This window comes from Pseudooceanicola endophyticus (assembly GCF_018760365.1).
GTDB lineage: Bacteria > Pseudomonadota > Alphaproteobacteria > Rhodobacterales > Rhodobacteraceae > Pseudooceanicola > Pseudooceanicola endophyticus.
In genome coordinates, this window is sequence record NZ_JAHIAB010000004.1 from 242,842 (window position 1) to 265,990 (window position 23,149).

The window sequence follows — 23,149 nt, forward strand, 5'->3', positions numbered from 1 at the left end:
CGGGATAGGCTGGGCGGACCCGACAGCAGGAGCGCCAGAATGCCCAAGACCCCCGCCCTTACCTTCGCCCAGGACAGTGCCGGCGCGCTGCCGCTGCACGTGATCGAAACCGCCGCCCTGGCCCCCTGGCTGGAGGCGCAGCCCGCCGAGGTCGCGACCTGGGTGCGCGCCAGCGGTTTTACCGGCGCCCTGTCGCAGGCCTGCTTGGTGCCGGGGCCCGAGGGTCGTCCGGCGATGGCGCTGGCGGGCTACGGCGATGCGGCGGCGCGGGCGCGGTCCCGCTTCGTGCTGGCCGGTGCGGCGGCACGGCTGCCGGCGGGGGACTACCGGATCGCCTCGGGCCTGCCCGAGGAGGCCGCCGAGACCGAGGCCCTGGGCTGGCTTTTCGCCGGCTACGCCTTTGATCGCTACCGTGCGCAATCCGGCGTGAAGGCGCGTCTGGTGGCGCCGGACGGCATCCGCGCCGACCGGCTGGAAGCCATTGCCGCCGGCGAGGCGCTGACCCGCGACCTGATCAACACCCCGGCCTCCGACATGGGCCCGGCAGAGCTGGAAGCCGCCGCCCGCAGCCTGGCCGAGACCTTCGGCGCCCGGGTCGAGGTCACCACCGGAGAGGCCCTGCTGGCGCAGAACTTCCCGATGATCCACGCGGTCGGGCGTGCCGCCGCGCCGCATCGTGCGCCCCGGCTGATCGACCTGCGCTGGGGCGACAACGGCCCGATGCTGACGCTGGTCGGCAAGGGGGTCTGCTTCGACACCGGCGGGCTTGACCTGAAGCCCGCTTCCTCGATGGGGCTGATGAAGAAGGACATGGGCGGCTCGGCCACGGTGCTGGGGCTGGCGCGGATGATCATGGCGCGCGATCTGCCGGTGCGGCTGCGGGTGCTGATCCCGGCGGTCGAGAACGCGGTGGCGGGCGATGCCTTCAGGCCCCAGGACATCCTGACCTCCCGCAAGGGGCTGACGGTCGAGATCAACAATACCGATGCCGAGGGGCGGCTGGTGCTGGCCGATGCCCTGGCCTACGGGGCCGAGGAAAAGCCCGACCTGATGATCTCCTTCGCGACGCTGACGGGGGCCGCGCGGGTCGCCGTGGGCCCCGATATCGCGCCCTATTTCACCGATGATGCCGATGTGGCGGCGGCGCTGGAAAGCTCGGCCGCCGTGGTGGCGGATCCGGTCTGGCGGCTGCCCTTCCACGAGGCTTACGAAAGCATGATCGAACCCGGCATCGCCGATCTGGACAATGCGCCGAAGGGTGGGTTCGCGGGCTCCATCACGGCGGCGCTGTTCCTGCGCCGCTTTGCCGGGCCGGGCCTGCGCTACACCCATTTCGACATCTACGGCTGGGCGCCCTCGGATCTGCCGGGCCGCACGAAGGGCGGTACCGGGCAGGGCGCGCGGGCGCTCTTCTCGGCCCTGCCGGGGCTGCTGGGACTGTGAGCGCGCCAGACCGCCGCCGCTGGCCCTGCAATGGCCGCGTCGCCGCCGAGCGCCTGCGCGGCCAGGCCGAGGCGCGGCATTTCACCGCCGGAGAGCTCTGCCGGGTGAAGGCCCCCGCCGCCGATCTGCTGGACGCCCCCGGGGGGGCGCGCGACCGCCAGCTGCTGCATGGCGATGAGGTACTGGTCTACGAGGTCCGTGAGGGCATGGCCTTCCTGGAGGCCCGCAAGGATGGTTACACCGGCTACCTGGAGGCCGCGGCCCTGGCGCCGGACCGGCCCGGCGCGCGGCCCAATGCCGCCGTCCGCCTGCGCGAGACGCTCTGCTACGACCGCCCGAGCGCCCGCAGCATGGCCTCGGGGCGGCTTTCGCTCGGCGCCCGGGTGCTGGTCGAAAGCCTGGAAGACGGCTGGGCGCGCACCGGCGCGGGGTACATTCCCGCCGCCCACCTGGATCTCGATCTCCGCCCCGAGGTCGATCCGGTCGCGGTTTCGGCCCGCCTTCTGGGCATGCCCTATCTCTGGGGCGCCAACGGTTTCGGCGGCATCGACTGTTCCGGCCTGGTGCAGGCCGGCTGCCTCGCCTGCGGCATCGCCTGCCCGGGCGACAGCGACATGCAGTCCCGCGAACTGGGCGATCCGCTGCCCGCGGACGCCCCGCTTGCCCGTGGCGACCTGCTGTTCTGGAAGGGCCATGTCGCCTGGGTCGCCGATCCGCGGACCATCCTGCATGCCAATGGCCACAGCATGAGCGTCGCCTACGAGGGCCTCCCCGAGGCCATTGCCCGCATCGCCGCCAGCGACGGCCCGGTCACCGCCCGCCGCCGCCTGCCGGGGCTGGACGCGCGGCTGGCCCGCGCCTCTGCCCATTTTCTTGTTCCAAATACCTCGGGGGGATCAGCCGCAGGCTGAGGGGGGCAGCGCCCCCCGCCAACGCCGGTCCTATTCGACCGCGCGGATCAGCTTGCGCTCCAGCACCCGCAGCACGGTGCGCAGGTCGTGGCCGCGTTTCATCACCTGTCCGTCCATGCCGAGCACGGCGTACATGCCCTGCCTGTTGCGCAGCTTCGGGCGCTTTTCGATCCGGTAGAGCGGGTGTTCGGCGGTGCGCCGGAAGATCGAGAAGACGGCCACGTCGCTCAGCGCGGAGATGCCGTAATCGCGCCATTCGCCTGCCGCCACCATCCGCCCGTAGAGCGACAGGATGATGTTCAGCTCGGTCCGGTGGAAAGCCACCTGCTGGGCGGAGCCCCCTGGGATCGGGGGCGGTGTTTGCACTGTCATGAAGAAAAGGTGCGCCCGGTGCGGGGCAAAATCAAGGTGCTTCGTGGTGGCGCCGTGCCGGTGGCGGGGCGATGCGCCGGTTTCGGGCGGTGCGGGGGGCTCTGCCCCCCTCGGCGCGTGCCGCGCCGAGTCCCCCGCCATATTTGGGGAAAGATGAAAGCCTGACTCAGCCGTAGCTGCCCTGGCAGAACCAGCCGCCGGGCAGATCGGCGCCATGGGCCAGGAACAGCCAGAGGGCCCGGCCGTCCTCCAGCACGGCGGTGACGTAGTCGCGGGTGCCGCTGCGCCAGGCGGGATCGGCCAGCCACCATTCCGGGGCGATGCGTTCGCGGGCGGGGTGGGGCAGCAGGGCGCAGTCCTGGCGGCGCCAGCGGATCCGGCGCGGCGGCAGGCTTTCGGGGGGCAGCTGCGGGGCCGGTTCAGGGGGCCACATCCGCAGCGGGCGGGGCTGGGGCGGCGGCATCCAGGGGCTGTCGGGGGCGTCGGACCAGGCGGCGGCCAGGGTCAGCGCGCCCTTCTCGGGGATATGGGAGGCGCCGGGATGGCGGCGGGTCAGCGCCTCCAGGCCGATGCGGGCGCCGATGCGGGCCAGCAGGTCGTCGCGGGCGGGGGCGACGGGACGCCCCGGACGCCAGGCCGGCGAGGCGTTGCGCCGGCTGTCCAGGGGCAGCGGATCCGGGCGGGGCGCCTCTTCGGGGGCTTCGGTCCGGGCGGCGATCAGGCGCAGCATGTCGATGCCGAAGCCCGCATCGATCTGCGCCAGTTTCATCACCAGCAAGGGCCGGATGCGGGCGGGATCGGTGGTCGGACGGGCCAGCCCCACGGCGACCCACTGCATCGTGCCGTCGCTGCGCCAGGCCTCGAGCCGGATCTGGCGGGCGGCGCGGTCCTCCTGGCGCAGCGTGTCGCAGAGCCGCGGCAGCAGCCGGTCGAGGCCTGCCAGCAGGTCCTCCTCGAGGCCGATCGGGTCCGGCAGGGTCAGGCGGGTGGCAAAGGCCGGGGCCTCGCGCCGGGGCGAGACCGGTTCGGGGGCGTGCCCCAGGGCCTGGTCGAGGCGCAGCACCAGCCCCTGGCCGAAGCGCCGGGCCAGCGGGCCGCGCGGCTGGCCGGCCAGGTCGCCGATGCGCCGCAGCCCGAGGCGGTTCAGCTGGTCGAGCACCTCGGGGGCCAGGCGCAGCGCCGCGACCGGCAGCGGCGCGAGGATGCGGCCCAGCTGACCGGGGGGCGCGATGCGGCTGGCCGGGGCGGCCCCGGCGGCGATCACCGGGGCGCTGCCGCCGCGGTCCCAGTGCCGCCGGGTGGCTCGGGAGCGGGTGGCGCGCGCCTCCTGGTCGATGGCATCGCCGCTGCGGTCCGACCCGGCCCGGGCCCCGGCGTAGCGGGCCAGCGCCCAGGCGCCGCCGGGGGTATCGGCGATGGCGCCGCGGGCGGTCAGCCCCAGCCCGGCGCAGTCCTCTTCCAGGCGGGTCAGCAGCGCCTCCTCTCCGCCGAAGAGCCGGGCGCAGCCGGTGATGTCCAGCACCAGCCCGTCGCTGCCACTTTCGGCGATCCAGGGGGAATAGCGCCCGGCCCAGCGGCGCAGCGCGGTCAGCATCCCGGCCTCGGCCTCGGGGTTGCGCAGGCGGGTCAGCAGGTCGGGGCAGAGGCTGCGGGCCTCGCGCAGCGGCTGGCCGCGCCGCAGGCCAAGCGCCTGGGCCCCGGGCGACAGCGCGCTGAGCACCTGGCGGTTGCCGGTATCCTCGACCACGGCAAGCGGCAGTGCCGGGTCGATGCCGTCCCGGCGCAGGATCCGCTCCGCGCCGAGACGGCAGAACCAGAGCGACAGGATGCGGCGGGGGACGGGCATGATCGGGGCCTTTGTTCACTTTATGTTCGTATTTACGCCCTTGCGATGCGCCTGTCGAGACCCCTTGGCAGCGCCGCGTGCTGCGCTAAGCTCCCTTAGGTCAACGGGAGATTTCCATCATGAAACGACAGATATTCGCCCTTTCCCTCGGTCTGCTGGCGGTGGCCGCGGGCGTGCAGGCCAAGGAGGGCGTCGCCAATGCGGCGGCGGGCAAGCGCATGGACCTCATGGACGAGATCCGCGCGAGCTTTGCGGTGATCGGCGGCATGGCGCAGGGCAAGACCGCCTTCGACGCGGATGCGGCGGCGGCGGCACGGGCGAAGCTGCTGGAGGATGCGGCGATGATCCCCGCGGTCTTCAAGCCCGAGGAAAGCGATCCGAAATCCAAGGCCGCCCCGGCGATCTGGGAGGACTGGGACGAATTCACCGAACATGCCGGTGCGCTGGAGACGGCGGTGCAGGGGCTTGATACCGCGTCGCTGGACACGGTGAAGGCGGGCTTCGGGCCGGTGGCGAAAAGCTGCGGCAGCTGCCACGGCGAATTTCGCCTGAAGTAAACCCGTCCGGTCGGGAAAGCGGGGCGCGCGTGGCCGGAGGGGCCGCGCGCGCCCTTTTGACGGGCTCAGATGCAGCGGATCGCGGCGACGCGCCCGGCCGCGTCGAGGTGGATGGTCAGCCGGTCGGGGCGATGATCCATGGTCATCTGGCCGTTTTCCGGGATCACCCGGTAGGGGCCGGTGCGATCCGCCATCATGCTTTCGTCATAGGTCTGGCCGACCAGGTCCAGGTAGGGATCCATCCCGCAGCTGTCGGAGGGATCGGCCGCGGCGGCGCCCCCCGAGGCGAGCTCGTCCTGGGGGACAGGCAGGGGGCCCTCGTCCGGGGTGTCGGGGGTGTCGGAGGTGGCCGCCAGGGCCTGGGCCACGTCGCTGGTCAGCGATCCGGTATCGTCGCCCGGCGTGGCGGTGGCCTGGTCCGAGCCCGAGCCCGAGCCCGCCAGGTCGCCGGGACCCGGCGGCAGGTCGGTCGAGGTGACGGGGGCGGCGCCCTCGACGGCATTCACCTGCGGCTGCAGCGGGGCTGCGGGCGCGGCGGGCGCGCGTTCCAGCGGCGGCGCCTCGCAGGCGGCAAGCGCCAGAAGCAGCGGCAGGGTCAGCGGCAGGGCGCGCAGGGCTCCGGCACGCGGTGTCGCGGGGCGGGTCATCTTGGGCAGGATCGGCGGCATGGGCTCTCTCTCTTGCGGGGCGGTCAGCGCATCATCGCAGAACGTGGGGCGCGCAGGTCTTCCGACCAGTCCGATCTATGTGCTCCGTAGCGCGCAAGGAAGGTATCGACGGCCTCGCGGGCAACACGGGCGCGTTCCTCGAGCGAGAGGTCGCGGTCCAGCCCGAAGAGCATACGGACGAAAAAGCCCGCCCGGCACAGTTCGACGAACTGGTGGGCGGCCATGTCGGGATCCGCGATGGCCATTTCGCCGGTGACGGCGGCGGTCCGCAGGAAATCGCTGAGCAGCCGATGCGCCATTTCCGGGCCGCTTTCGTAGAATTCCAGGGCCAGGTCGGGGAAACGGTCGGCCTCGGTGGTGCAGATCCGGAAGATCGCCAGCGCCATCGGCGAGCAGAAGTAGTCCACCATCCGGGTGGCGGCGATCTCCAGCAGGGCGGGGGCGGGCAGGTCCACCGGCACCGTGGTCAGGGCCTCGCTGGCCTGGCGGCGGCATTCCAGACGGGCCACCTCGATGAACAGCAGCCGCTTGTCGGGGAAGTAGGAATAGAGCGTGGCCTTCGACACCTTCGCCTCACGGGCGATGTCATCGACGCAGGCACCGTCGAACCCGTCCTGAAGGAAGACCTTGCGCGCGCCCTCCAGCACCTGATCGTACTTGCGCCCCCGGCGCCTTTGCACAGCGTCGTCCGTCATCGTGGTGGTCCTTCATCCCCGCAGTCCTGACCCGGCAGGATCCCGTCCGGTTAAATCCTGCCGTGAAAACGAAGTATACACCTTTCCCGTCGCCCGGGGACAGCGATGGCGCGCTATCCTAGGGGCAGGGCGGAGAACCGGCAGGACTTGGCCGGTTTCGCGGGCGGCGCCGCTATGGCCTTGACGATGCGGGAGTGTTTCGTTCCGCGGTGGTCTTTGCTTGCATCCGGATCGGGCTATGTGTCTAGCCTGACCGGCCCCAGCTGATTGGACCCCTCCGATGCCCGCCTCGACGACGACGCCCCTTCCCGCCTCCCTGGAGGCCTATTGCGAAAGGTCCCGGATCGCGCTGACGCTGGCCTCGGCCCGGCTGCCCGACCAGCCGCTGATCTTCGCCAACCAGGCCTTCCTGACCCTGACCGGCTACGACGCGGAAGAGGTGCTGGACCGCAACTGCCGCTTCCTTCAGGGCGGAGAGACACCGGACGACCAGAAGGCGGCCCTGCGGGCCTTCATCGCCGATGACGGGATCGAGGCGAACTGCTTCCCGGTGATGAACTTCCGCAAGGACGGGTCGCGCTTCGACAACTACGTTTTCATGACCCGCCTGCGCGACAGCCATGGCGTGACCCAGTTTTTCCTGGGCTCCCAGTTCGATATGTCCCATGTCGCCCGCCGCGCCGAGATCGACGACTTCCAGCGCCACCTCGGGCAGAACGTTTCGGATATCGACGCGATCTCGCGGGAATTCGGGCTGACCATGCTGGGCACGGCCCGGATCATCTCCGACAGCGTCGCGACACTGGCGCGGATCACCCTGGAGGATCTGTAGGCGGCTGCGCAACGACGGGAGGGATTCCCGAGCCGGATCGGGCATTTGACCGACTGGTAAGTTGTCACCGGGCAGGGGGTGCTTTACCTCTTGATCTGCGTTGGCCCGTAACAGGCACAGACGCCTGCATGGCGCCCGGACGGGGCGCACTCGGCACGGAACGGAAATGGGTCAGAACGACAGCGCGGACAGTCTCTGCATCATCGGAATTGGCGCTTCGGCCGGCGGGCTGGAGGCGATCCGGGAGATGCTGGTGCCGGCGCGGGCCGAGGATCCGCTGGCCTATGTGGTGGTGCAGCACCTTGATCCGAATCACGAATCCATGCTGGCAGAGTTGCTGGATCGCAACACCCGCCTGACCGTGCGCCAGGCCGAGGAAGGCGAACCGGTCGAGCCCGGCCATGTCTACATCATCCCGCCGGGCTACGGCATGGGGCTGGAACAGGGCCGCATCACCCTGACCCCCTTCGCCCAGCCGCGCGGCCTGCGCCGCCCGATCGACGATTTCTTCCTCAGCCTGGCGCTGGACCAGGGGGCGAACGCGATCTGCGTGATCCTGTCGGGCACCGGCGCCGACGGCAGCGCCGGGTTGCGCGCGATCAAGGAACACGGCGGCATCTGCATCGCCCAGGACCGCTCGGCCCGCTATGACGGGATGCCCAATTCCGCCGTGGCCACCGGGCTGGTCGATCTGGTCTGCCCGCCGGGCGAGGTGATCGACCGGATCACCCGCTTCCGCCGGATCTCTCCGGACCTGGGCCCGCCCGAGGATACCCCCGTCGCCGACAGCCTGGCGCAGCTGTGCAACGCGCTGGTCAAGCGGACGGGGCACGATTTCTCGGGCTACAAGCGGTCGACCCTGCTGCGGCGCATCCAGCGTCGGATGCAGGTGCTGGGGATCGCCGACAGTGCGGAATACCTGGCCCGCGTCGCAACCGACGGCAAGGAGGCCGACACCCTTTTCGGCGAACTGCTGATCAACGTCACCCGCTTCTTCCGCGACACCGACAATTTCGCGCTGCTGCGCGAAGAGGCGATCCGCCCGCTGGTCGAGGGCGCCCATGACGGCGACGAGCTGCGGGTCTGGGTGCCGGGCTGCTCCTCGGGAGAGGAGCCATATTCTCTGGCGATGCTCTTTGCCGCCGAGATCGCGCGTTCGGGCAAGCAGGTGACGGCGCAGGTCTTCGCCACCGACATCGACGAGCGGATGCTGGAAATGGCGCGGGCCGGGCGCTACCCGCTGGCCGCGCTTCAGGACATCCCGGCGGACCTGCGCGACGCCTATACCGTGGGCCGCGAGGGGGCCTTCCAGATCTCGGCCCGGATCCGCGACATGGTGCGGTTCTCGGTGCACAGCCTGATCAAGGACCCGCCGTTCAGCCGCATCGACCTGATCTCGTGCCGCAACCTGCTGATCTATTTCGGTGACGGGTTGCAGGCCCTGGCGTTGCCGGTTTGCCATTACGCGCTGAAATCCGGTGGCTACCTGTTCCTGGGCCCCTCCGAAAGCATCGGGCGGGCCGAGCACCTCTTTGAACCGGTGGACCCGAAAGCGCGCCTGTTCCGGCGCAATCCGGGGCGGGCCCGCTATCCGATCGAACTGCCTGCAGTGCACAATCACGACCGGCGTCCGCGGCCGCATCCCACCCCCCGGACCCGCACCCACACCGAATGGGAATCTTCCGTGGCAAGCTCTCGTATCCTCGAAACATACGCCCCGCCGACCCTCCAGATCGACCGCAACGGCGCGGTCCTGGCGGCGACGGGGAAACTGTCGAAATTCCTCGACTTCGATCCCGCCAGCACCGGACCCTCCTTCGCGCAAAGCCTGGCCCGCCCGGGCCTGAGAGAGGCGCTGTCGGCGCTGATCCGCGAAGCCGGTGCCTCCAACACCCGCAAGGTCGCCCGCAAGGTCGAGGTGATCTCGGAGCTGGGCAAGCAGAGCGTCGACGTGATGGCCGATCCGCTGCCCGACGACACGCTGCTGATCATCTTCCGTGACCGCGCCCCGTTCGAGCCCATCGCCGGCGACGATTTCGAGGAGCTGGTGCCCTCGGAGTCCCATGTCCAGGTGCTTGAGGCCGAGCTGCGCGCCACCCGCACCCGGCTGCGTTCGACCGTGGAAGAGCTGGAGACGGCCAACGAAGAGCTGAAATCCTCGAACGAGGAAATGATGTCGATGAACGAGGAACTCCAGTCCACCAACGAGGAACTGGCGACCGTCAACGATGAGCTGAAATCCAAGGTCGAGCAGCTCTCCAGTGCCAATGCCGACCTGCGCAACCTTTTCGCCTCGACCTCGCTTGCGCTGGTGACGGTGGGGCGTTCCATGCGGATCCGCAACTTTACCCGCGCCGCCCGCGCCGTCTTCCCGTTCCAGGATGCCGACAAGGGCCGGCCGCTGCGCGATGTGCAGGGCGTGATCGACGAACCCGACCGGGTCGAGCAGCTGACCCGCACGGTGATCGAGACCGGAGAGCCGCAGACCACCCGCATCCGCTCGCGCGAGGGGCGCACGGTCTGGTCGCTGTCGATCACCCCCTACAAGCTGTCCGACGGCAGCACCGACGGGGCCACGCTGGTCTTCACCGACGTCACCGAGGCGCTGCTGCTTGAGGGCCGCCTGGCCGCCGAGGGCCAGCGCCTGAAGCTGGCGCTGGACGTGGCGGCGATCGGCGTCTGGGAGCTGGACCCCGAAACTGGCGCGCTGGAGGCCGATGCCACGGTGCGCGCGCTTTTCGACCTGCCGGCAGAGGGGGCGCTGAGCCTCGATGACCTGCTGGCCTGCATGGCGGCTTCGGACGCGGCCCGCGTCCAGGCAACGGTGGGCGAGGCGCTGCAGACGGGCGGCGATTTCGACGTCTCCTTCCAGGTGGCCACCAGCAGCGGCGCTGTGCGCTACATCAGGGGCATGGGCTCGGTCCAGTACGAGAACGGCCGGGCCAGCATCACCGGCGTCAAGATGGACATGACCCCTGAATTCGAACACGCCCAGATGCGAGAGCTGATGCTGCGCGAGATGAACCACCGGGTGAAGAACCTGTTCTCGATCATCTCGGCGATGCTGCGGATCGCCTCGCGCAAGGCCGAGACGCCGCAGGATCTGGTGGCCGATGTCAGCCGCCGGATCACCGCGCTGGCGCGTTCGCATGATCTGACCCAGGCGCGCAGCGTCGACGAGAAGGTCCGCCTGCGCGAGGTGATCGAGGCCGCGCTGGAACCCTACCGCGATCAGCACAGCATCACCCTGGAAGGGCCCGACAGCATCGAGGTGGCCTCCGAAGAGCTGACCTCGCTGGCGCTGATCCTGCATGAATGGAGCACGAACGCGGCGAAATATGGCGTTCTGGGCCCGGTGGCGGGGCAGCTTGCCGTGCGCTGGTGGCAGGAAAAAGATGACGGCGTGACATTGGAATGGAACGAAAGTTACGATGCGGCGTTGGATCTGAAAGAAGGCACCGACGGCTTCGGTTCGACCCTGATCCGCTCCTCCGCGCTCCAGCTCGGCGGGAAAGTGATCGTAGAGCAGAAGTCCGACGGCAGACTGAACAGGATGACTTACCGAAATGACCGTTACATCTGAGAGAGATCCGACGGCAGGAGGCCCGCTTCCTGCCGACCTTGCGCCGTGTGTCCTCGTGGTCGAGGACGAGGCCATCGTGGCCCTGGACCTCCAGTTCATCGTCGAGGACATGGGCCTGGAAGTCATGGGCCCCTGCGCCACCGTGCGCGCCGGCCTGCGCGCCGTGGGCGCCGCGCTGCCCAGCGTGGCGATCCTGGACGTGAAACTGCCCGACGGCGAGGTTTTCGAACTGGCCGACCGGCTTCATGCGGACCGTGTGCCGCTGATCTTCCATTCCGGCCATGCCGACGCCAAGGCGCTGTCCAAGCGCTATCCCGGCGCCGCCTTCTGCCCGAAGCCGACGACGCCCCGGCAGATCGAAAGCTGCGTCACCCGGGCCATGGAAGCGCGCTGAGGCGCCGCCATCCGCGCTGGCCGACCACCGTAACCCTCCGCCCGCCCGGGCCGGGGGTTTACTTTTTTGCGCACCTCGCCTTTGCTCGCGCCCTGAACCCTCAGGAGGATGACGGGCATGACGCAGACGCGGGCCAAGGCGGTGGTCTTTGACATCGGCAACGTGTTGATCGAATGGCAACCCGAGCGGCATTACGATGCCATGATCGGAGAGAGCCGCCGCCGTCAGCTGTTCTCCGAGGTGGATCTGCACGCGATGAACGATGCCGTGGACCGCGGCGGTGATCTGAAGGCGCTGTCCGATGCCCTGGCCGAGGCCACCCCCGCCTGGCGGTCCGAGATCCGCATGTGGCACGACGACTGGATCCGCATGGCCTCTCCGGCGATCCCGCGTTCGGTGCGGCTGCTGCGGGCGCTCAGGGCGCGCGGCGTGCCGGTCTATGCGCTGACCAATTTCGGCATCGGCACCTTCGCCATGGCGCAGGAGGTTTACGATTTCCTGAACGAGTTCGACCGCGCCTATGTGTCGGGGCATATGGCGGTGATCAAGCCCGACACCCGCATCTACGAGATGCTGGAGGCCGACAGCGGCCTGTCGGGGGCCGATCTGATCTTTGCCGACGACCGGGCCGACAACATTGCCGCCGCCGCCGCGCGGGGCTGGCAGGTGCATCATTTCACCGGCCCCGAGGGATGGGCCGAGCGGCTGGTGGCCGATGGCTACCTGAGCACGGAAGAGGCGGCCTGACGCCGGCGCCCCTCAGGCCGGTTGCGGCAGGGAGGGGCGTTCGCGCACCGGCAGGTGGACGATGGCGCTGAACAGGCCGACGCCGACGCCGATCCACCAGACCAGGGTGTAGTTGCCGTAGATGTCGTACATCCGCCCGCCCAGCCAGACGCCGAAGAAGCCGCCGATCTGGTGCGACAGGAAGACGATGCCGTACAGCGTGCCCATGTAGCGCAGCCCGTAGATATGGGCGATCAGCCCGCTGGTCAGCGGCACCGTGGCCAGCCACAGCCCGCCCATCAGCACCGAGAACAGCAGCACCGATCCCGGGGTGATCGGCATCAGGATGAAGGTGCCCGCGACCACGGTGCGCGCCAGGTAGATCCCCGCCAGCAGGTATTTCTTGGAATAGCGTTTGCCCAGCCAGCCCGCCGCCAGCGTGCCCGCCACATTCGCCGCCCCGATGACCGAGATCGACACCGCCCCAAGCGCCGAGGTGCTGGTGATGCCCGCCGAATGCAGCAGGCTGCCCGGCGCGATGGCGCCGCAGAGTTCCGTCACGAAGGCGGGGAAATGCGCGGTGATGAAGGCCAGCTGGTAGCCGCAGGAGAAGAAGCCGAGGAAGATCATCGCAAAGCTCGGGTCGCGGGCGGCGCGCAGAAGGATCTGGCCCAGGGTCTCTTCCAGCTCTGCCTTGCTGGCGGGGGGCGCCTCGGTCTTGAGGAAGGGCAGCAACAGCAGCACCAGCAGGATCGCGGCGGCAAACAGCAGGAAGACGCCCTGCCAGGACATCGCGCCCAGCAGGGCCTCGGCCAGCGGCGCGCCGAAGATCTGCCCGGCGCTGCCCGCAGCCGTGGCGATCGCCAGCGCCATGGAGCGGTTCTCGGGCGAGGCGGCGCGCCCGACCACCGCCAGGATCACCCCGAAGCCGGTGCCCGCGATGCCGAAACCCACCAGGAATTCCAGCGCCCAGTGCGCTTCGGGGGTGGTCGCGAAGGACGACAGCGACAGGCCCACCGCATAGGCGATGGCCCCCAGCACCACCGCCAGCCGGTCGCCCATCTTTTCCGCCATGGCGCCGAAGATCGGCTGGCCGATGCCCCAGGCCAGGTTCTGGATCGCGATCGCCAGCGAGAAGTCGGCGCGCGCCCAGCCGAATTCCTCGGCGATGGGGATCTGGAAGACGCCGAAGCTGGCGCGGATCGCGAAGCTGACCAGGATGATGAAGCACCCGGCGATCAGCACGGGGCTCAGAAGGCGGGGCTGGGCGGTCATCTGGGTCCTCCGGAGGTTGCGGGCCAGATTAGGCGTTGCCCCTCAAAGGTCAATTCAGCCTTTGTGGGACCCCGCATTCGCATCTGTGCGCTTCCCTGTCCCGGCGCCGCAGGGTAAGGGGCTGACATGACCAGCATGTCCGACCTCTACGCGGCCCGTGTCGCCGCCGGTGAAATCAAGCCCGATCCCGCGCAGCAGGCCGTGCTGCCCGAGTTCGACCGCATCCGCGAGGGCTTGAACGCGAAACCCGTCAAGGGCGGCCTGTTCCGCCGCGCCAAGCCCCCGGCGCCGCCGAAGGGGCTGTACCTGTGGGGCGGGGTCGGGCGCGGCAAGTCGATGCTGATGGACCTGTTCGTCGACGGGCTGGACGTGCCGGTGCGCCGGGTCCACTTCCATGCCTTCATGCAAGAGATCCACGAGGGCATGCACAAGGCCCGCAAGGCCGGGGTCGAGGACAGCCTGGCCCCCGTCGCGGCCAAGGTGATTTCCCAGGTGAAGGTGCTGGCCTTCGACGAGATGCAGATCACCGACATCACCGATGCGATGATCGTGGGCCGCCTGTTCCAGGCGCTGTTCGATGCCGGTGTCGTGGTGGTGACGACCTCGAACCGGGTGCCGGACGACCTTTACAAGAACGGGCTGAACCGGCAGCTGTTCCTGCCCTTCATCGCGCTCATCAAGGAGCAGCTGGTGGTCCACGAGATGGCCAGCGACAACGATTACCGCCAGAACCGCCTATCGGGCGCGCAGGTCTATTTCGCCCCCGTCGACAGCGCCGCCCGCACCGCCGTGCAGGAGATCTGGAGCGATCTGACCAACAAGGATCCCGGCACGCCGCGCGCGCTGACGGTGAAGGGCCGCAAGGTGATGCTGCCCGCCTATCACGACGGCGTGGCGCGCGCCCGCTTCCATGACCTCTGCGGAGAGATGCTGGGCCCGGGCGACTACCTGGCCATCGCCGAGGAGGTCGAGGTGCTGATCCTCGAGGACATCCCGACGCTGGGCCGGTCGAACTTCAACGAGGCCAAGCGTTTCGTGACGCTGATCGACGCGCTCTACGAAGCCAAGGTGAAGCTGATCTGCACCGCTGCCGACCAGCCGGAATCGCTTTATACCGAGGGTGAGGGCGTCTTCGAATTCGAACGCACCGCCTCGCGCCTGCGCGAGATGCAGGACCGCGACTGGGGCCGGGAAGAGGGCTGAGACGCGCCGGGCAGGGGGCTGAAACGGGAAGGGGGTCGTTGACCGACCCCCGTTTATGCCCGATGATTCCGTACCTGCCCCAGAACCCGATGCGCGGTGATAGGCGACAGATGCGCACCGGAGTCCGGGATGTTGTCCCTGTATCCTGTATTGCCACCCAGTTTAGGCGAATCGAATCGCTTCGGTCAACCTAAAGCGAATCGGTTGGGCAAGCTGAAACGCCTGAATTCGTTAACGATTCGGGAAAGCTGATTCGCGTCAGGCAGTTACGGTCCGGTCGGGCCTGCACTTTTTTTCGCACCCCGGGGGGCGCCGGGGGCGATCCGGCCCCGAAAACGGGGCCGGAGGCCTTATGCGTTGGCGCCCAGCACCTGTCCGGCCAGGTAGAGCGAGCCCGCGATCAGGATCCGCGCCTCGGGGTTTTCCCCGGCGATGCGGGTCAGCGCCGCCTCGACGCTGTCATCGGTATCGGCGTCGATGCCGCAGTCGGCGGCAGCGGCGGCGGTCGCCTCGGCGGGCAGGGTTGCGGCGGCACCGGGGATCGCCACGGCGTGCAGCCGTTCCACCAGCGGCGCCAGCGGACGCAGGTAGCCGCCGATATCCTTGGTGTTGAGCATCCCGCAGACCATGTAGGTCGGTCGCGCGGGCAGCTTCGAGAGGTGATCGGCCAGGGCCTCTCCGGCGGCGGGGTTGTGGCCGCCATCCAGCCAGACCTCGGCCTGCGGCACCAGAGAGACCAGCTTGCCGGTCTTCAGCCGTTGCAGACGGGCGGGCCATTCGGCGGTGGTGACGGCGGCCTCGCAGGCGGCCTCGTCAAAGCCGAGGTGGCGCAGGGCGGCCAGGGCCGCACCGGCATTGGCGATCTGGTGGGCGCCCGGCAGGTTCGGCAGCGGCAGGTCCAGCAGGCCGGTTTCATCCTGGAAGATCAGCCGGCCGCGTTCTTCCCAGACATGCCAGTGCTGGCCATGGACCAGCAGGGGCGCGCCAATCTTCGCGGCGCGGGCCTCGATCACCTCCAGCGCCTCGTCGGGCTGCGGGCCCACGACGCAGGGGGTGCCGCGCTTCAGGATGCCGGCCTTTTCGCCGGCGATCTTGGCCACGGTGTCGCCCAGGAAATCCTGGTGATCGAGGGAGATCGGCGTGAGGATCGTCATCGCGGGCTGCGCCACCACGTTGGTGGCGTCCAGCCGCCCACCCAGGCCCGTCTCCAGCAGCAGCCAGTCGGCGGGGGTGTCGGCGAAGGCCTTGAAGGCGGCGCAGGTGGTGATCTCGAAATAGGTGATCGGATCTGGGCCGTTGGCGGCCAGGCAGTCATCAAGGAGCGCGCTCAGCGCATCTTCTCCGATCAGCGTGCCGGCCAGGCGGATCCGTTCATGGAAGCGCACCAGATGCGGCGAGGTATAGGCGTGGACGGACTTGCCCGCGCCTTCCAGCCCGGCGCGGATCATCGCCTGGGTGGAGCCCTTGCCGTTGGTGCCCGCCAGGTGGATCACCGGCGGCAGCTTCTCTTCGGGATGGTCCAGCGCCGCCAGAAGGCGCCAGACCCGGTCCAGCACCAGGTCGATCACCTTGGGGTGCAGGGCCATCATGCGCTCAAGCAGCGCATCCGACGTGGGGGTTGTCACGACTTGTCCTGGGCTTTCTTTTCGGCCGCCTTGGCCTTGGCGGCCTTCTTGGGTTCCGGGTCCTCGGCCTTGGCGGCTTCGGGGGCGGCGGCCTGGGGGGCCTCGGCATCGGCCACCTTGCCCGGGGCGGGCAGGTCACCGGCGACGGCGGGCGGCAGGCCCATCAGCATCCGGGTGATGGTGATCAGCTCTTCGCGCATCTTGGTGCGCGGGGTCACGCGGTCCAGCATACCGTGATCCAGCAGGTACTCGGCGCGCTGGAAGCCGTCGGGCAGCTTCTCGCGGATGGTCTGCTCGATCACGCGGGGACCGGCAAAGCAGATCAGCGCGTTGGGTTCGGCGATATGCACGTCGCCCAGCATCGCGTAGGACGCGGTCACGCCGCCCGTGGTGGGGTGGGTCAGCACGACGATGTAGGGCAGGCCCGCTTCCTTCAGCATCTGCACGGCAACCGTGGTGCGCGGCATCTGCATCAGCGACAGGATGCCTTCCTGCATCCGCGCGCCACCGGCGGCCGAGAACAGCACCAGCGGGCATTTCTTCTGCACGGCGCGTTCGGCAGCGGCGATGATGGCATTGCCGACATACATCCCCATGGAGCCGCCCATGAAGCTGAAGTCCTGCGCCGCAGCAACGATCCGGGTGCGCCCGATCTCGCCCTCGCCGACCAGCATCGCCTCGTGTTCGGCGGTCTTCTTGCGCGCTTCGCGCATCCGGTCGGGATATTTCTTCTGGTCGCGGAAATGCAGCGGATCGGAGACGGGCTCGGGCACCGAGACCTCGGTGAAGATGCCGCCGTCGAACAGCGCATTGAACCGGGCCCGCGGCGAGATCGCCATGTGATGCCCGCAGCTGGTGCAGACATTCAGGTTTTCCGACAGTTCGCGGTGGAACAGCATCGTCCCGCAGTTGTCGCATTTCGACCAGAGGTTCTCGGGCGTTTCACGACGCGAGAAGATCGAGTTGATCCGCGGACGGACGTAGTTAGAGATCCAGTTCATCGACGCTCCCCTGGGATGGCCAGTCGCGCCCTCAGATAAGGGGGTTGTCACTGGATTGCAATCAACGCCGCAAGGCCAGCCGGGCGGAAAGCCACCCGAGCAGCAGGATCAGCAGCTCCACGCAGAGCGGAAGCGACAGGATCGGCCCGAAGGCGGCATCTTCGGGCATCAGCGGATCGTAGGCGGGGAACAGGAACAGCGCGAGGCCGGAATCCGGGCCGTTCAGATCACCGAAGAACAGGAAGGCATAGGCGTTGTTGGCAAGGTGCAGGCCGATCCCGGGGGCAAGGCTGCCGGTGCGCGCGGCCAGGTCCGAACAGGCCAGGCCGAAGCAGAAGGCCCAGATCACGTATTGCCAGTTCTCGATCCAGGCGCCGCCCTCTTCCCAGTGCACGGCGGCGAAGGCGAGGTTCGGCAGGCCCATCCAGATCCACGCAGATGTGAAGCGCGCGGCCAGCAGCTGCTGAAGGTAACCGCGATAGAGCATCTCTTCCGAGGCGGTCTGCAGCAGCAGCGCCAGCAGCGCGAAGGGCAGGGCGGCCAGCCAGTGCAGCGGCGGGCGGATCGTCTGGGTGGCGCGGATCTCGTCCCAGGGCGGCAGCAGCTGGACCAGGATGTAGAAGGCCATGGCGCCCAGGAAGGCGGTGCGCAGCAGTCGCCACAGCCTTCGGTGGTCCAGCGGCGCCGGTCCGAACAGCGTCGCCGGGCTGCGTCCGTGCAGCACCCGCACCACCGCCGCCACCCCCAGCCCCAGCACCGCATAGGAGGCCAGCTGCACGATCAGCCCGCGCGCGGTGTCGCCGTAAAAGACCTCGTCCGCGAGGTCGGGAGAGAGCCGCGCCGTCAGCCCGTCAAACAGCGACAGGCCGCCGGCGAACAGCATCTCGACCAGCAGCAGGCCCAGGGCGATGCGCCAGATCGGAGCGTTGTCGGCACGGGCGGCGGCGATATAGGCGGCATGGGGCGCATAGGCGGGCCGCGCGCCGGGGCGTGTGGGTATCATCTTCTCAGGGCAAGTCGGGCCGCCAGCCAGGTGACCGCCGTGGTCGCCAGGTCCAGCGGCATCAGCGGGCGCAGCGCCGGGTCGGCACTGGCCACCGGCAGGTGGTAAAGCGCCAGCCCGCCCAGCTGATCCCCGAAGGAGACCAGCAGGATGGCCAGCAGGTTGTTCACGAGATGCAGCGCCAGGGCCGGGCCCAGGGTGCCGCTGCGGGCGGTCAGGTCGGCAGCCACCAGCCCGAACAGCGTCGCCGAGGCGACGAACCAGGGGCCGTTGGCGCCCTCGCTGGCCTGGAAATGCAGCAGGCCGAACAGGATCGAGGGGGCGGCCATCCAGATCCAGGGGCTGCGGAAGCGTTGTGCCAGCCGCGCCTGAAGGTAGCCGCGGAACAGCAGCTCTTCGGTGGCGATCTGCACCGCGACGGCGGGCACCGCCAGCGGCAGCAGCAGCAGCCAGGGCGGGGTGGCGAGGTGGCGCACCGGGGCCAGCTCTTCGGGCATCGGCAGGATCCAGAGCAGCGTCTGGAGCGCCAGCCCCGCCAGCCCGACCCGCAGGCCCTGGCGCAGCGCCAGCGGCCAGGGCCCCAGCAGGCTGTGCAGCGCCCGGCCATGCACCATGTTGACCATGCCCGCCAGCGCCAGCAGCCCGGCGCTGAACGAGCCCAGGTAGATCAGCGTCAGACGCGCGCTCACCACCCCAGGTTGCGGCGGAAACAGCGCCGCGGCGCCCAGAAACCAGATCCCCGAGATGGTCAGGTAGAGCAGCAGGAAGATGCCGATCCCCATCCCGGTGCGCCAAAGCGCCGGCGGGTCATCGGACCAGCGGGGCGCTGCGGGGGGGATGTCTGCGGGGTCGGGGTGCTCCATTCCGGCACGCTAGCGCCGGGGGCGTCGGCTCGCAATCGCCCATCTGCGCCGGGCTTACCCCTTGTGTGCCAGAAGGGGCTGCAATATGAGCGCGGAACCCTTAGAATAAAGCCCATCGAGTCTTCAGGACGCCGAAACCATGACCCTGCTTTCCCGACCGAGCCTTCCGCTGCCCCGGCGTCTGCTGCGCCCCGCCGCCCTGCTTCTGGTCGGTCTGCTGGCCGGCTGCGAGGCGACGCCGCAGGCCGAGGGATCGATCGGGTTCCTGTCGAACATGGACGGCACCAGCGGCACCGCGCTGGAGGCCGCGCGGGTGGCCGACAACCGGGTGGTGATCCGCGGCCCCGACGGCTACTGCATCGACGCCCGCAGCCTGCGCAACCGCCCCGAGAAATCCTTTGCCCTTCTGGCACGCTGCGATGTGCTGTCGGGCGGACTGGTCGGCGCCCCGGTCGAGATGGCCGTGCTGACCGTCACCGTCACCCCCGCGTCGGGCTCTCTGCCCCGGGCCGAGACCCTGGCCAGCAGCTTTTCCGCCGGCGACGTGCTGAAGGCGCTGAACCGGGCCGGGTTGCGGCTGCTGCAACTGGCGCGCGGCGGCAACGACCTGATCAGCACCGCCGATCCGCAGCACTGGCGCGGCGCCTTCGAACTGAAGGGCTACCTGGTTTCCATGGCGGCCTATGGTCCGCCCGAAAGCGACGTGCGCGGCAACGGCGGGCGGTCGCTGCTGCAGGCCATGGCCCGGGCGATCCAGATCGCGACCCGCGACGGATCCTGACCCGCCGGGCGCCGGCCGGAAATTCTTCCTTAGGTTGTATTGTCGCGTTGGTTTGTTCAGACCTTCGGGCTAGGCTTTCCGCAACAGGCGGGGGGCGCGATGGCCGGAGGCGGCTGGCAGGCTTGGCGGGACAACTGGGTGGCACGGCAGGAGCTGGCGCTGTGGCAGTCCCGTGCCCGGGCGGCGCTGCGGATGCCGCTGGGCCGGCTGCGCCGCACCGGCGCCCAGGCGCATCAGCTGCGCGCCGCGCTGGACGAGGTGATCCATGCCGCCGACAGCCGCCTGGCCCTGCCGCTGATTGGCAGCCGGGCCTTCCCCTTCGCGGAAGAGGCCGACCGGGCGCTGCGCCCCGCCCCCTGGCGCGGCCCGATCCCCGAGATCGGCCTGACCGCCCTCGCGCCCGGCCAGAAGCTGGGAGAGGAGGTGGCGCTGTTCCACGACTGCCCGCGCGCAGAGATCGTGCTGCGCCAGCTGCGCAGCCCGCTGCAACACGGGCTGGCGCCCTTCGCCCTGCGGCTGGAGGTCTTCGGCTTTGCCGGCAGTTTCCTGTCGCTGGTGGTCGATCTGCCGTCGGAGATGCTGGAGGATCTGGGGCCGCGGCACGTGCTGCAGGTCGATGCAATGGTGCGCACCGAAGCGCCGCTGCCGCTCTATGTGCGGCTGAACCTCTGTCAGGGGCCCAATACCGACGAACGCGTGCAGGCGCTGTCCGGCAGCGGAGAGGAGCGGCGGGCCGAGTTCGACCTGGGCAGCGCCGTACCGGACGCCTGCCTGGCCCCGCGCCCGGTCGAGCGGGCCTGGATCGACATCATCTTCGCGACGCCCGGGATGAACGGGATCGACCTGTGCGACCTGGTGGTCAGCCGCCGCCTGCGGGCCGCCCTGTGAGAGAGGAGCGCGTGCCATGTCCGCGATGACCCTGACACCGCTGCGCCTGGCCGAGGGCCGCTGGCATGCACAGATCGAGGCGCCGGGCACCGCGCCGCCGGCGCTGTCGGTCACCTGGTTCGACCGCCCCGTTGCCGGCATCCGGCTGGGTCCCGGTCCGCGCCCCGGCCTGTGGGATCTGGTCGTCCCGGTGCCGCAGGAGGCGCTTTGCGACGGGCTCCAGGTTTTCCTGGTGCGGGGGGGCGACGGCACGCTGCTGGGACAGTTCTGCCTGCTGGCCGGCGCCCTGCCGCAGGACAGCCTGCACGCCGAGGTGGCCCTGCTGCGGGCCGAGCTGGACCTGCTGAAGCGGGCCTTCCGGGAGCAGGGCCGGGCGGCGGCAACAGCGGCAGGGTCTGTTTCGCAGTAATAAACGATTAATCTTAAAACCCAGATATTGTCCTGCCCCTGCCTTTTTTCTGCCCGATTTCAGCCCGAGCCTGACCCCGGGAGCGGACCGGAGAACAGACATGGATCGGCTGACGGAGATGGAGGCCTTCGCCACGGTCGTGGATCAGGGCGGCTTCACGGATGCGGCGCGCAAGATGGGCATTTCCAAGTCCGCCGTCTCGAAACACGTTTCGGCGCTGGAGGCGCGGCTGGGGGTGCGGTTGCTGAACCGGACCACGCGGCGGGTCTCTCCGACCGAGATCGGCCTGGCCTATTACGACCGGGCGCGGCGGGTGCTGGAGGATGCCGGAGAGGCCGATGCCCTGGTCACCGCCATGCATGCCGCGCCCTCGGGGCATCTGCGCATCAGCGTCGGCACCGATTTCGGGGTCACCCACATGGGGCCGGTGGTGGCCGATTTCCTGCAGCTCTACCCGGATGTCAGCGTCAGCCTGGACCTGAACAACCGCCCCGTCGATGTGCTGGCCGAGGGGTTCGACATGGCGGTGCGCATCGGGATCGGCCCGCCGCCGCAGGGGCTGACGGCAAGGACCCTGGCGCAGACCGCACGGATGCTGGTGGCCAGCCCCAGCTACCTTCAGGCGGCGGGACGGCCGCAGCGCATCGACGACCTGAGCGAACACCGCCTGCTGCATTATGCCGATGCCGCCGGCGGGCCGTCCTGGCAGCTGACGGCGCTGTCGGGGGAAAAGCGCACCATCCGCGCCGCCGGTGTGCTGACGGTGAACGACGGCCGCGCCCTGCTGCAGGCCGCCCAGGAGGGGCTGGGGATCGGTTTCCTGCCCGCCTTCCTGTGCCAGCCCGCCCTGCGTGAGCGCCGCCTGGACGAGGTGCTGCCGGAACTGCCGCGCGAGACGCTTCAGGTGCAGGCCCTGCATGCGCCGGGGGCGATCACCCAGCCGAAGCTGCGGCTTTTCGTGGAACATCTGGCGCGCGCCTTCGGTGGGCGGGGCCCGCTGGGCTGGTAGCCGGGGGGCGCAGGCCTCAGGGCGTGCTGGCCAGTACCGCCTCGACCCGCCGGTTGGCCTGGCGTCCGGCACGGCTGTCATTGCTGTCCCGCGGCGCCAGGAAGCCGATGCCACGGGCGCTGATCTGCCCGGCGGGCACCCCGTAACGGGTCTTCAGCACCTGTTCGACCGCCTGGGCCCGGTGCAGTGACAGCGCCATGTTGCTGTCCAGCCCGCCCTCGCTGTCGGTATGGCCGACCAGGATCACCCGGCGGGCGGCATCGGCCTTCAGGAACTGTGCCAGCGCCGCCAGACTGGGGGTCTCTGGCGTTGCCAGCGTCGCCGAGCCGGTGGCGAAATCCAGCCCCGGCAACACCGCATGGCCGCGTGCCGCCAGCCCCTCGGCCACCTGCGGGGGCGCGGTCCCGGTGTCCTGCTCCTCGGCGGGCAGCGCCACCGGATCGGAGACCTCCGGGGCGGCGGGGCCCGGAGCCGGGCCGGTCATCGGCGTCACCGAGATCCGCTGGACATAGCCGGCATCGGGCCCGTGCGAGATCAGCAGGAAGATCGCCTGCGGCCCTTCCGGCCCCTGCCGCCGCGCCGAGATGGCCTGGAAATCGAACAGGTCCACCGCCATGTCCGGGGGCGCGATCACCTCGGTTGCGAAGCGGAAGTCGAAGCCGCCGCAGCTGGTGGCGCTGCAATCCAGCACCACGTCCCAGCCGGTGGCGACCAGCGCCTTGCGCAGGGGGGCGGCCATCTGCTCGACCGTCATGTCCCGGGAGGACAGGCGCCAGCTGCGCAGGCTGACCCGGCCCGACAGGCTGCGCACCGGCAGCGCGCCGTCGGCATAGGGGCCGACCGGCAGGTCGTAGCGGCCCGGGGCGCGGCTGTCCTGGTGGGTCAGGGTCGCGGCATAGGGCAGGCTGTCGGACAGCGGCCCCGGCGTGCCGGAGGGCAGGGCATCGGGGACGGCGGGGCGTTCGGGCCGCGCCTGGTCGGTTGCCAGGGCGGCAGGCACCGCACTGGCCCCGGCGGTGGCCAGGCCTTGGGCCGGCAGGCCCAGGACCATGCCTGCACAGCACA

General features: G+C 69.8%; 22 protein-coding genes. 12 read left to right on the top strand and 10 right to left on the bottom strand.

Features of this window, described 5'->3' with window-relative positions:
• Positions 1–39: 39 nt before the first annotated feature.
• Together KM176_RS09505 and KM176_RS09510 are read left to right on the top strand one after the other, a co-directional pair.
• Positions 40–1,443, top strand: a complete 1,404-nt coding sequence (locus KM176_RS09505; protein ID WP_160895931.1) for a leucyl aminopeptidase family protein — start codon at positions 40–42, stop codon at positions 1,441–1,443.
• Positions 1,440–2,354 carry a C40 family peptidase gene (locus KM176_RS09510; protein ID WP_160895930.1) on the top strand — a complete coding sequence of 305 codons (915 nt, stop codon included), beginning with the start codon at positions 1,440–1,442 and terminating at the stop codon, positions 2,352–2,354. The genes KM176_RS09505 and KM176_RS09510 overlap by 4 nt, the downstream gene beginning before the upstream one ends.
• 30 nt (positions 2,355–2,384) lie before the next feature.
• On the opposite strand, the gene KM176_RS09515 is transcribed toward KM176_RS09510, so the two are convergent.
• Together KM176_RS09515 and KM176_RS09520 are read right to left on the bottom strand one after the other, a co-directional pair.
• Entirely contained in the window at positions 2,385–2,726 is a 342-nt protein-coding gene (locus KM176_RS09515) for a DUF2794 domain-containing protein (protein ID WP_160895929.1), read from the bottom strand.
• A gap of 166 nt (positions 2,727–2,892) precedes the next feature.
• The gene (locus KM176_RS09520; protein ID WP_160895928.1) at positions 2,893–4,572 is read right to left on the bottom strand and encodes a Y-family DNA polymerase; all 1,680 of its coding nucleotides are present in this window, start codon (positions 4,570–4,572) and stop codon (positions 2,893–2,895) included.
• A gap of 119 nt (positions 4,573–4,691) precedes the next feature.
• On the opposite strand from KM176_RS09520, the gene KM176_RS09525 reads away from it, so the two are divergent.
• Entirely contained in the window at positions 4,692–5,129 is a 438-nt protein-coding gene (locus KM176_RS09525; protein WP_160895927.1) for a c-type cytochrome, read from the top strand.
• 65 nt (positions 5,130–5,194) lie between these two features.
• On the opposite strand, the gene KM176_RS24870 is transcribed toward KM176_RS09525, so the two are convergent.
• Together KM176_RS24870 and KM176_RS09535 are read right to left on the bottom strand one after the other, a co-directional pair.
• Positions 5,195–5,797, bottom strand: coding sequence for an I78 family peptidase inhibitor (locus KM176_RS24870; RefSeq protein ID WP_236045239.1), 603 nt, complete (start codon positions 5,795–5,797; stop codon positions 5,195–5,197).
• A gap of 23 nt (positions 5,798–5,820) precedes the next feature.
• Positions 5,821–6,492: a TetR/AcrR family transcriptional regulator gene (locus KM176_RS09535; protein ID WP_160895926.1), complete on the bottom strand. Its 672-nt coding sequence runs from the start codon at positions 6,490–6,492 to the stop codon at positions 5,821–5,823.
• Positions 6,493–6,772: 280 nt separating this feature from the next.
• On the opposite strand from KM176_RS09535, the gene KM176_RS09540 reads away from it, so the two are divergent.
• From KM176_RS09540 to KM176_RS09555, 4 genes are all read left to right on the top strand, one after another.
• Positions 6,773–7,324 carry a PAS domain-containing protein gene (locus KM176_RS09540; protein ID WP_236045240.1) on the top strand — a complete coding sequence of 184 codons (552 nt, stop codon included), beginning with the start codon at positions 6,773–6,775 and terminating at the stop codon, positions 7,322–7,324.
• Between the two features lie 166 nt (positions 7,325–7,490).
• Entirely contained in the window at positions 7,491–10,907 is a 3,417-nt protein-coding gene (locus KM176_RS09545) for a chemotaxis protein CheB (protein ID WP_160895925.1), read from the top strand.
• A complete protein-coding gene (locus KM176_RS09550) occupies positions 10,891–11,301 on the top strand; it encodes a response regulator (protein WP_160895924.1) in 411 nt (136 codons plus the stop codon). Before KM176_RS09545 ends, KM176_RS09550 begins: the two co-directional genes overlap by 17 nt.
• 117 nt (positions 11,302–11,418) lie before the next feature.
• Positions 11,419–12,048, top strand: a complete 630-nt coding sequence (locus KM176_RS09555; RefSeq protein ID WP_160895923.1) for an HAD-IA family hydrolase — start codon at positions 11,419–11,421, stop codon at positions 12,046–12,048.
• Positions 12,049–12,060: 12 nt separating this feature from the next.
• On the opposite strand, the gene KM176_RS09560 is transcribed toward KM176_RS09555, so the two are convergent.
• A complete protein-coding gene (locus KM176_RS09560) occupies positions 12,061–13,302 on the bottom strand; it encodes an MFS transporter (protein WP_160895922.1) in 1,242 nt (413 codons plus the stop codon).
• 126 nt (positions 13,303–13,428) lie between these two features.
• On the opposite strand from KM176_RS09560, the gene zapE reads away from it, so the two are divergent.
• Complete coding sequence (gene zapE, locus KM176_RS09565; protein WP_160895921.1) at positions 13,429–14,505, top strand: cell division protein ZapE; 1,077 nt, start codon at positions 13,429–13,431, stop codon at positions 14,503–14,505.
• A gap of 350 nt (positions 14,506–14,855) precedes the next feature.
• Here zapE and KM176_RS09570 read toward each other — a convergent pair whose 3' ends face one another.
• From KM176_RS09570 to KM176_RS09585, 4 genes are all read right to left on the bottom strand, one after another.
• Entirely contained in the window at positions 14,856–16,130 is a 1,275-nt protein-coding gene (locus KM176_RS09570) for a bifunctional folylpolyglutamate synthase/dihydrofolate synthase (RefSeq protein WP_311136179.1), read from the bottom strand.
• Complete coding sequence (gene accD, locus KM176_RS09575; protein ID WP_160895920.1) at positions 16,127–17,131, bottom strand: acetyl-CoA carboxylase, carboxyltransferase subunit beta; 1,005 nt, start codon at positions 17,129–17,131, stop codon at positions 16,127–16,129. Before accD ends, KM176_RS09570 begins: the two co-directional genes overlap by 4 nt.
• A gap of 61 nt (positions 17,132–17,192) precedes the next feature.
• Positions 17,193–18,134, bottom strand: a complete 942-nt coding sequence (locus KM176_RS09580; protein WP_160895919.1) for a CPBP family intramembrane glutamic endopeptidase — start codon at positions 18,132–18,134, stop codon at positions 17,193–17,195.
• Positions 18,131–18,997 carry a CPBP family intramembrane glutamic endopeptidase gene (locus KM176_RS09585; RefSeq protein WP_160895918.1) on the bottom strand — a complete coding sequence of 289 codons (867 nt, stop codon included), beginning with the start codon at positions 18,995–18,997 and terminating at the stop codon, positions 18,131–18,133. Before KM176_RS09585 ends, KM176_RS09580 begins: the two co-directional genes overlap by 4 nt.
• 139 nt (positions 18,998–19,136) lie before the next feature.
• Here KM176_RS09585 and KM176_RS09590 point away from each other — a divergent pair, with 139 nt between their 5' ends.
• From KM176_RS09590 to KM176_RS09605, 4 genes are all read left to right on the top strand, one after another.
• Positions 19,137–19,778: a hypothetical protein gene (locus KM176_RS09590; RefSeq protein ID WP_160895917.1), complete on the top strand. Its 642-nt coding sequence runs from the start codon at positions 19,137–19,139 to the stop codon at positions 19,776–19,778.
• Between the two features lie 99 nt (positions 19,779–19,877).
• On the top strand, positions 19,878–20,666 hold the full coding sequence (locus tag KM176_RS09595; RefSeq protein WP_160895916.1) for a DUF6478 family protein: 789 nt from the start codon (positions 19,878–19,880) through the stop codon (positions 20,664–20,666).
• Between the two features lie 16 nt (positions 20,667–20,682).
• Complete coding sequence (locus tag KM176_RS09600) at positions 20,683–21,075, top strand: hypothetical protein (RefSeq protein WP_160895915.1); 393 nt, start codon at positions 20,683–20,685, stop codon at positions 21,073–21,075.
• A gap of 100 nt (positions 21,076–21,175) precedes the next feature.
• Complete coding sequence (locus tag KM176_RS09605; RefSeq protein ID WP_160895914.1) at positions 21,176–22,084, top strand: LysR family transcriptional regulator; 909 nt, start codon at positions 21,176–21,178, stop codon at positions 22,082–22,084.
• Positions 22,085–22,100: 16 nt separating this feature from the next.
• On the opposite strand, the gene KM176_RS09610 is transcribed toward KM176_RS09605, so the two are convergent.
• Positions 22,101–23,135: an OmpA family protein gene (locus tag KM176_RS09610; RefSeq protein WP_160895913.1), complete on the bottom strand. Its 1,035-nt coding sequence runs from the start codon at positions 23,133–23,135 to the stop codon at positions 22,101–22,103.
• Between the last annotated feature and the right edge of the window lie 14 nt (positions 23,136–23,149).

Coding starts and splice junctions, on each gene's coding strand:
- KM176_RS09605 (WP_160895914.1), top strand. CDS start 21,176: ATGGATCGGCTGACGGAGATGGAGGCCTTCGCCACGGTCGTGGATCAG.
- KM176_RS09505 (WP_160895931.1), top strand. CDS start 40: ATGCCCAAGACCCCCGCCCTTACCTTCGCCCAGGACAGTGCCGGCGCG.
- KM176_RS09520 (WP_160895928.1), bottom strand. CDS start 4,572: ATGCCCGTCCCCCGCCGCATCCTGTCGCTCTGGTTCTGCCGTCTCGGC.
- KM176_RS09555 (WP_160895923.1), top strand. CDS start 11,419: ATGACGCAGACGCGGGCCAAGGCGGTGGTCTTTGACATCGGCAACGTG.
- KM176_RS24870 (WP_236045239.1), bottom strand. CDS start 5,797: ATGCCGCCGATCCTGCCCAAGATGACCCGCCCCGCGACACCGCGTGCC.
- KM176_RS09545 (WP_160895925.1), top strand. CDS start 7,491: ATGGGTCAGAACGACAGCGCGGACAGTCTCTGCATCATCGGAATTGGC.
- KM176_RS09540 (WP_236045240.1), top strand. CDS start 6,773: ATGCCCGCCTCGACGACGACGCCCCTTCCCGCCTCCCTGGAGGCCTAT.
- KM176_RS09585 (WP_160895918.1), bottom strand. CDS start 18,997: ATGGAGCACCCCGACCCCGCAGACATCCCCCCCGCAGCGCCCCGCTGG.
- KM176_RS09550 (WP_160895924.1), top strand. CDS start 10,891: ATGACCGTTACATCTGAGAGAGATCCGACGGCAGGAGGCCCGCTTCCT.
- KM176_RS09580 (WP_160895919.1), bottom strand. CDS start 18,134: ATGATACCCACACGCCCCGGCGCGCGGCCCGCCTATGCGCCCCATGCC.
- KM176_RS09600 (WP_160895915.1), top strand. CDS start 20,683: ATGTCCGCGATGACCCTGACACCGCTGCGCCTGGCCGAGGGCCGCTGG.
- KM176_RS09525 (WP_160895927.1), top strand. CDS start 4,692: ATGAAACGACAGATATTCGCCCTTTCCCTCGGTCTGCTGGCGGTGGCC.
- KM176_RS09610 (WP_160895913.1), bottom strand. CDS start 23,135: ATGGTCCTGGGCCTGCCGGCCCAAGGCCTGGCCACCGCCGGGGCCAGT.
- KM176_RS09560 (WP_160895922.1), bottom strand. CDS start 13,302: ATGACCGCCCAGCCCCGCCTTCTGAGCCCCGTGCTGATCGCCGGGTGC.
- accD (WP_160895920.1), bottom strand. CDS start 17,131: ATGAACTGGATCTCTAACTACGTCCGTCCGCGGATCAACTCGATCTTC.
- KM176_RS09515 (WP_160895929.1), bottom strand. CDS start 2,726: ATGACAGTGCAAACACCGCCCCCGATCCCAGGGGGCTCCGCCCAGCAG.
- KM176_RS09595 (WP_160895916.1), top strand. CDS start 19,878: ATGGCCGGAGGCGGCTGGCAGGCTTGGCGGGACAACTGGGTGGCACGG.
- KM176_RS09590 (WP_160895917.1), top strand. CDS start 19,137: ATGACCCTGCTTTCCCGACCGAGCCTTCCGCTGCCCCGGCGTCTGCTG.
- zapE (WP_160895921.1), top strand. CDS start 13,429: ATGACCAGCATGTCCGACCTCTACGCGGCCCGTGTCGCCGCCGGTGAA.
- KM176_RS09535 (WP_160895926.1), bottom strand. CDS start 6,492: ATGACGGACGACGCTGTGCAAAGGCGCCGGGGGCGCAAGTACGATCAG.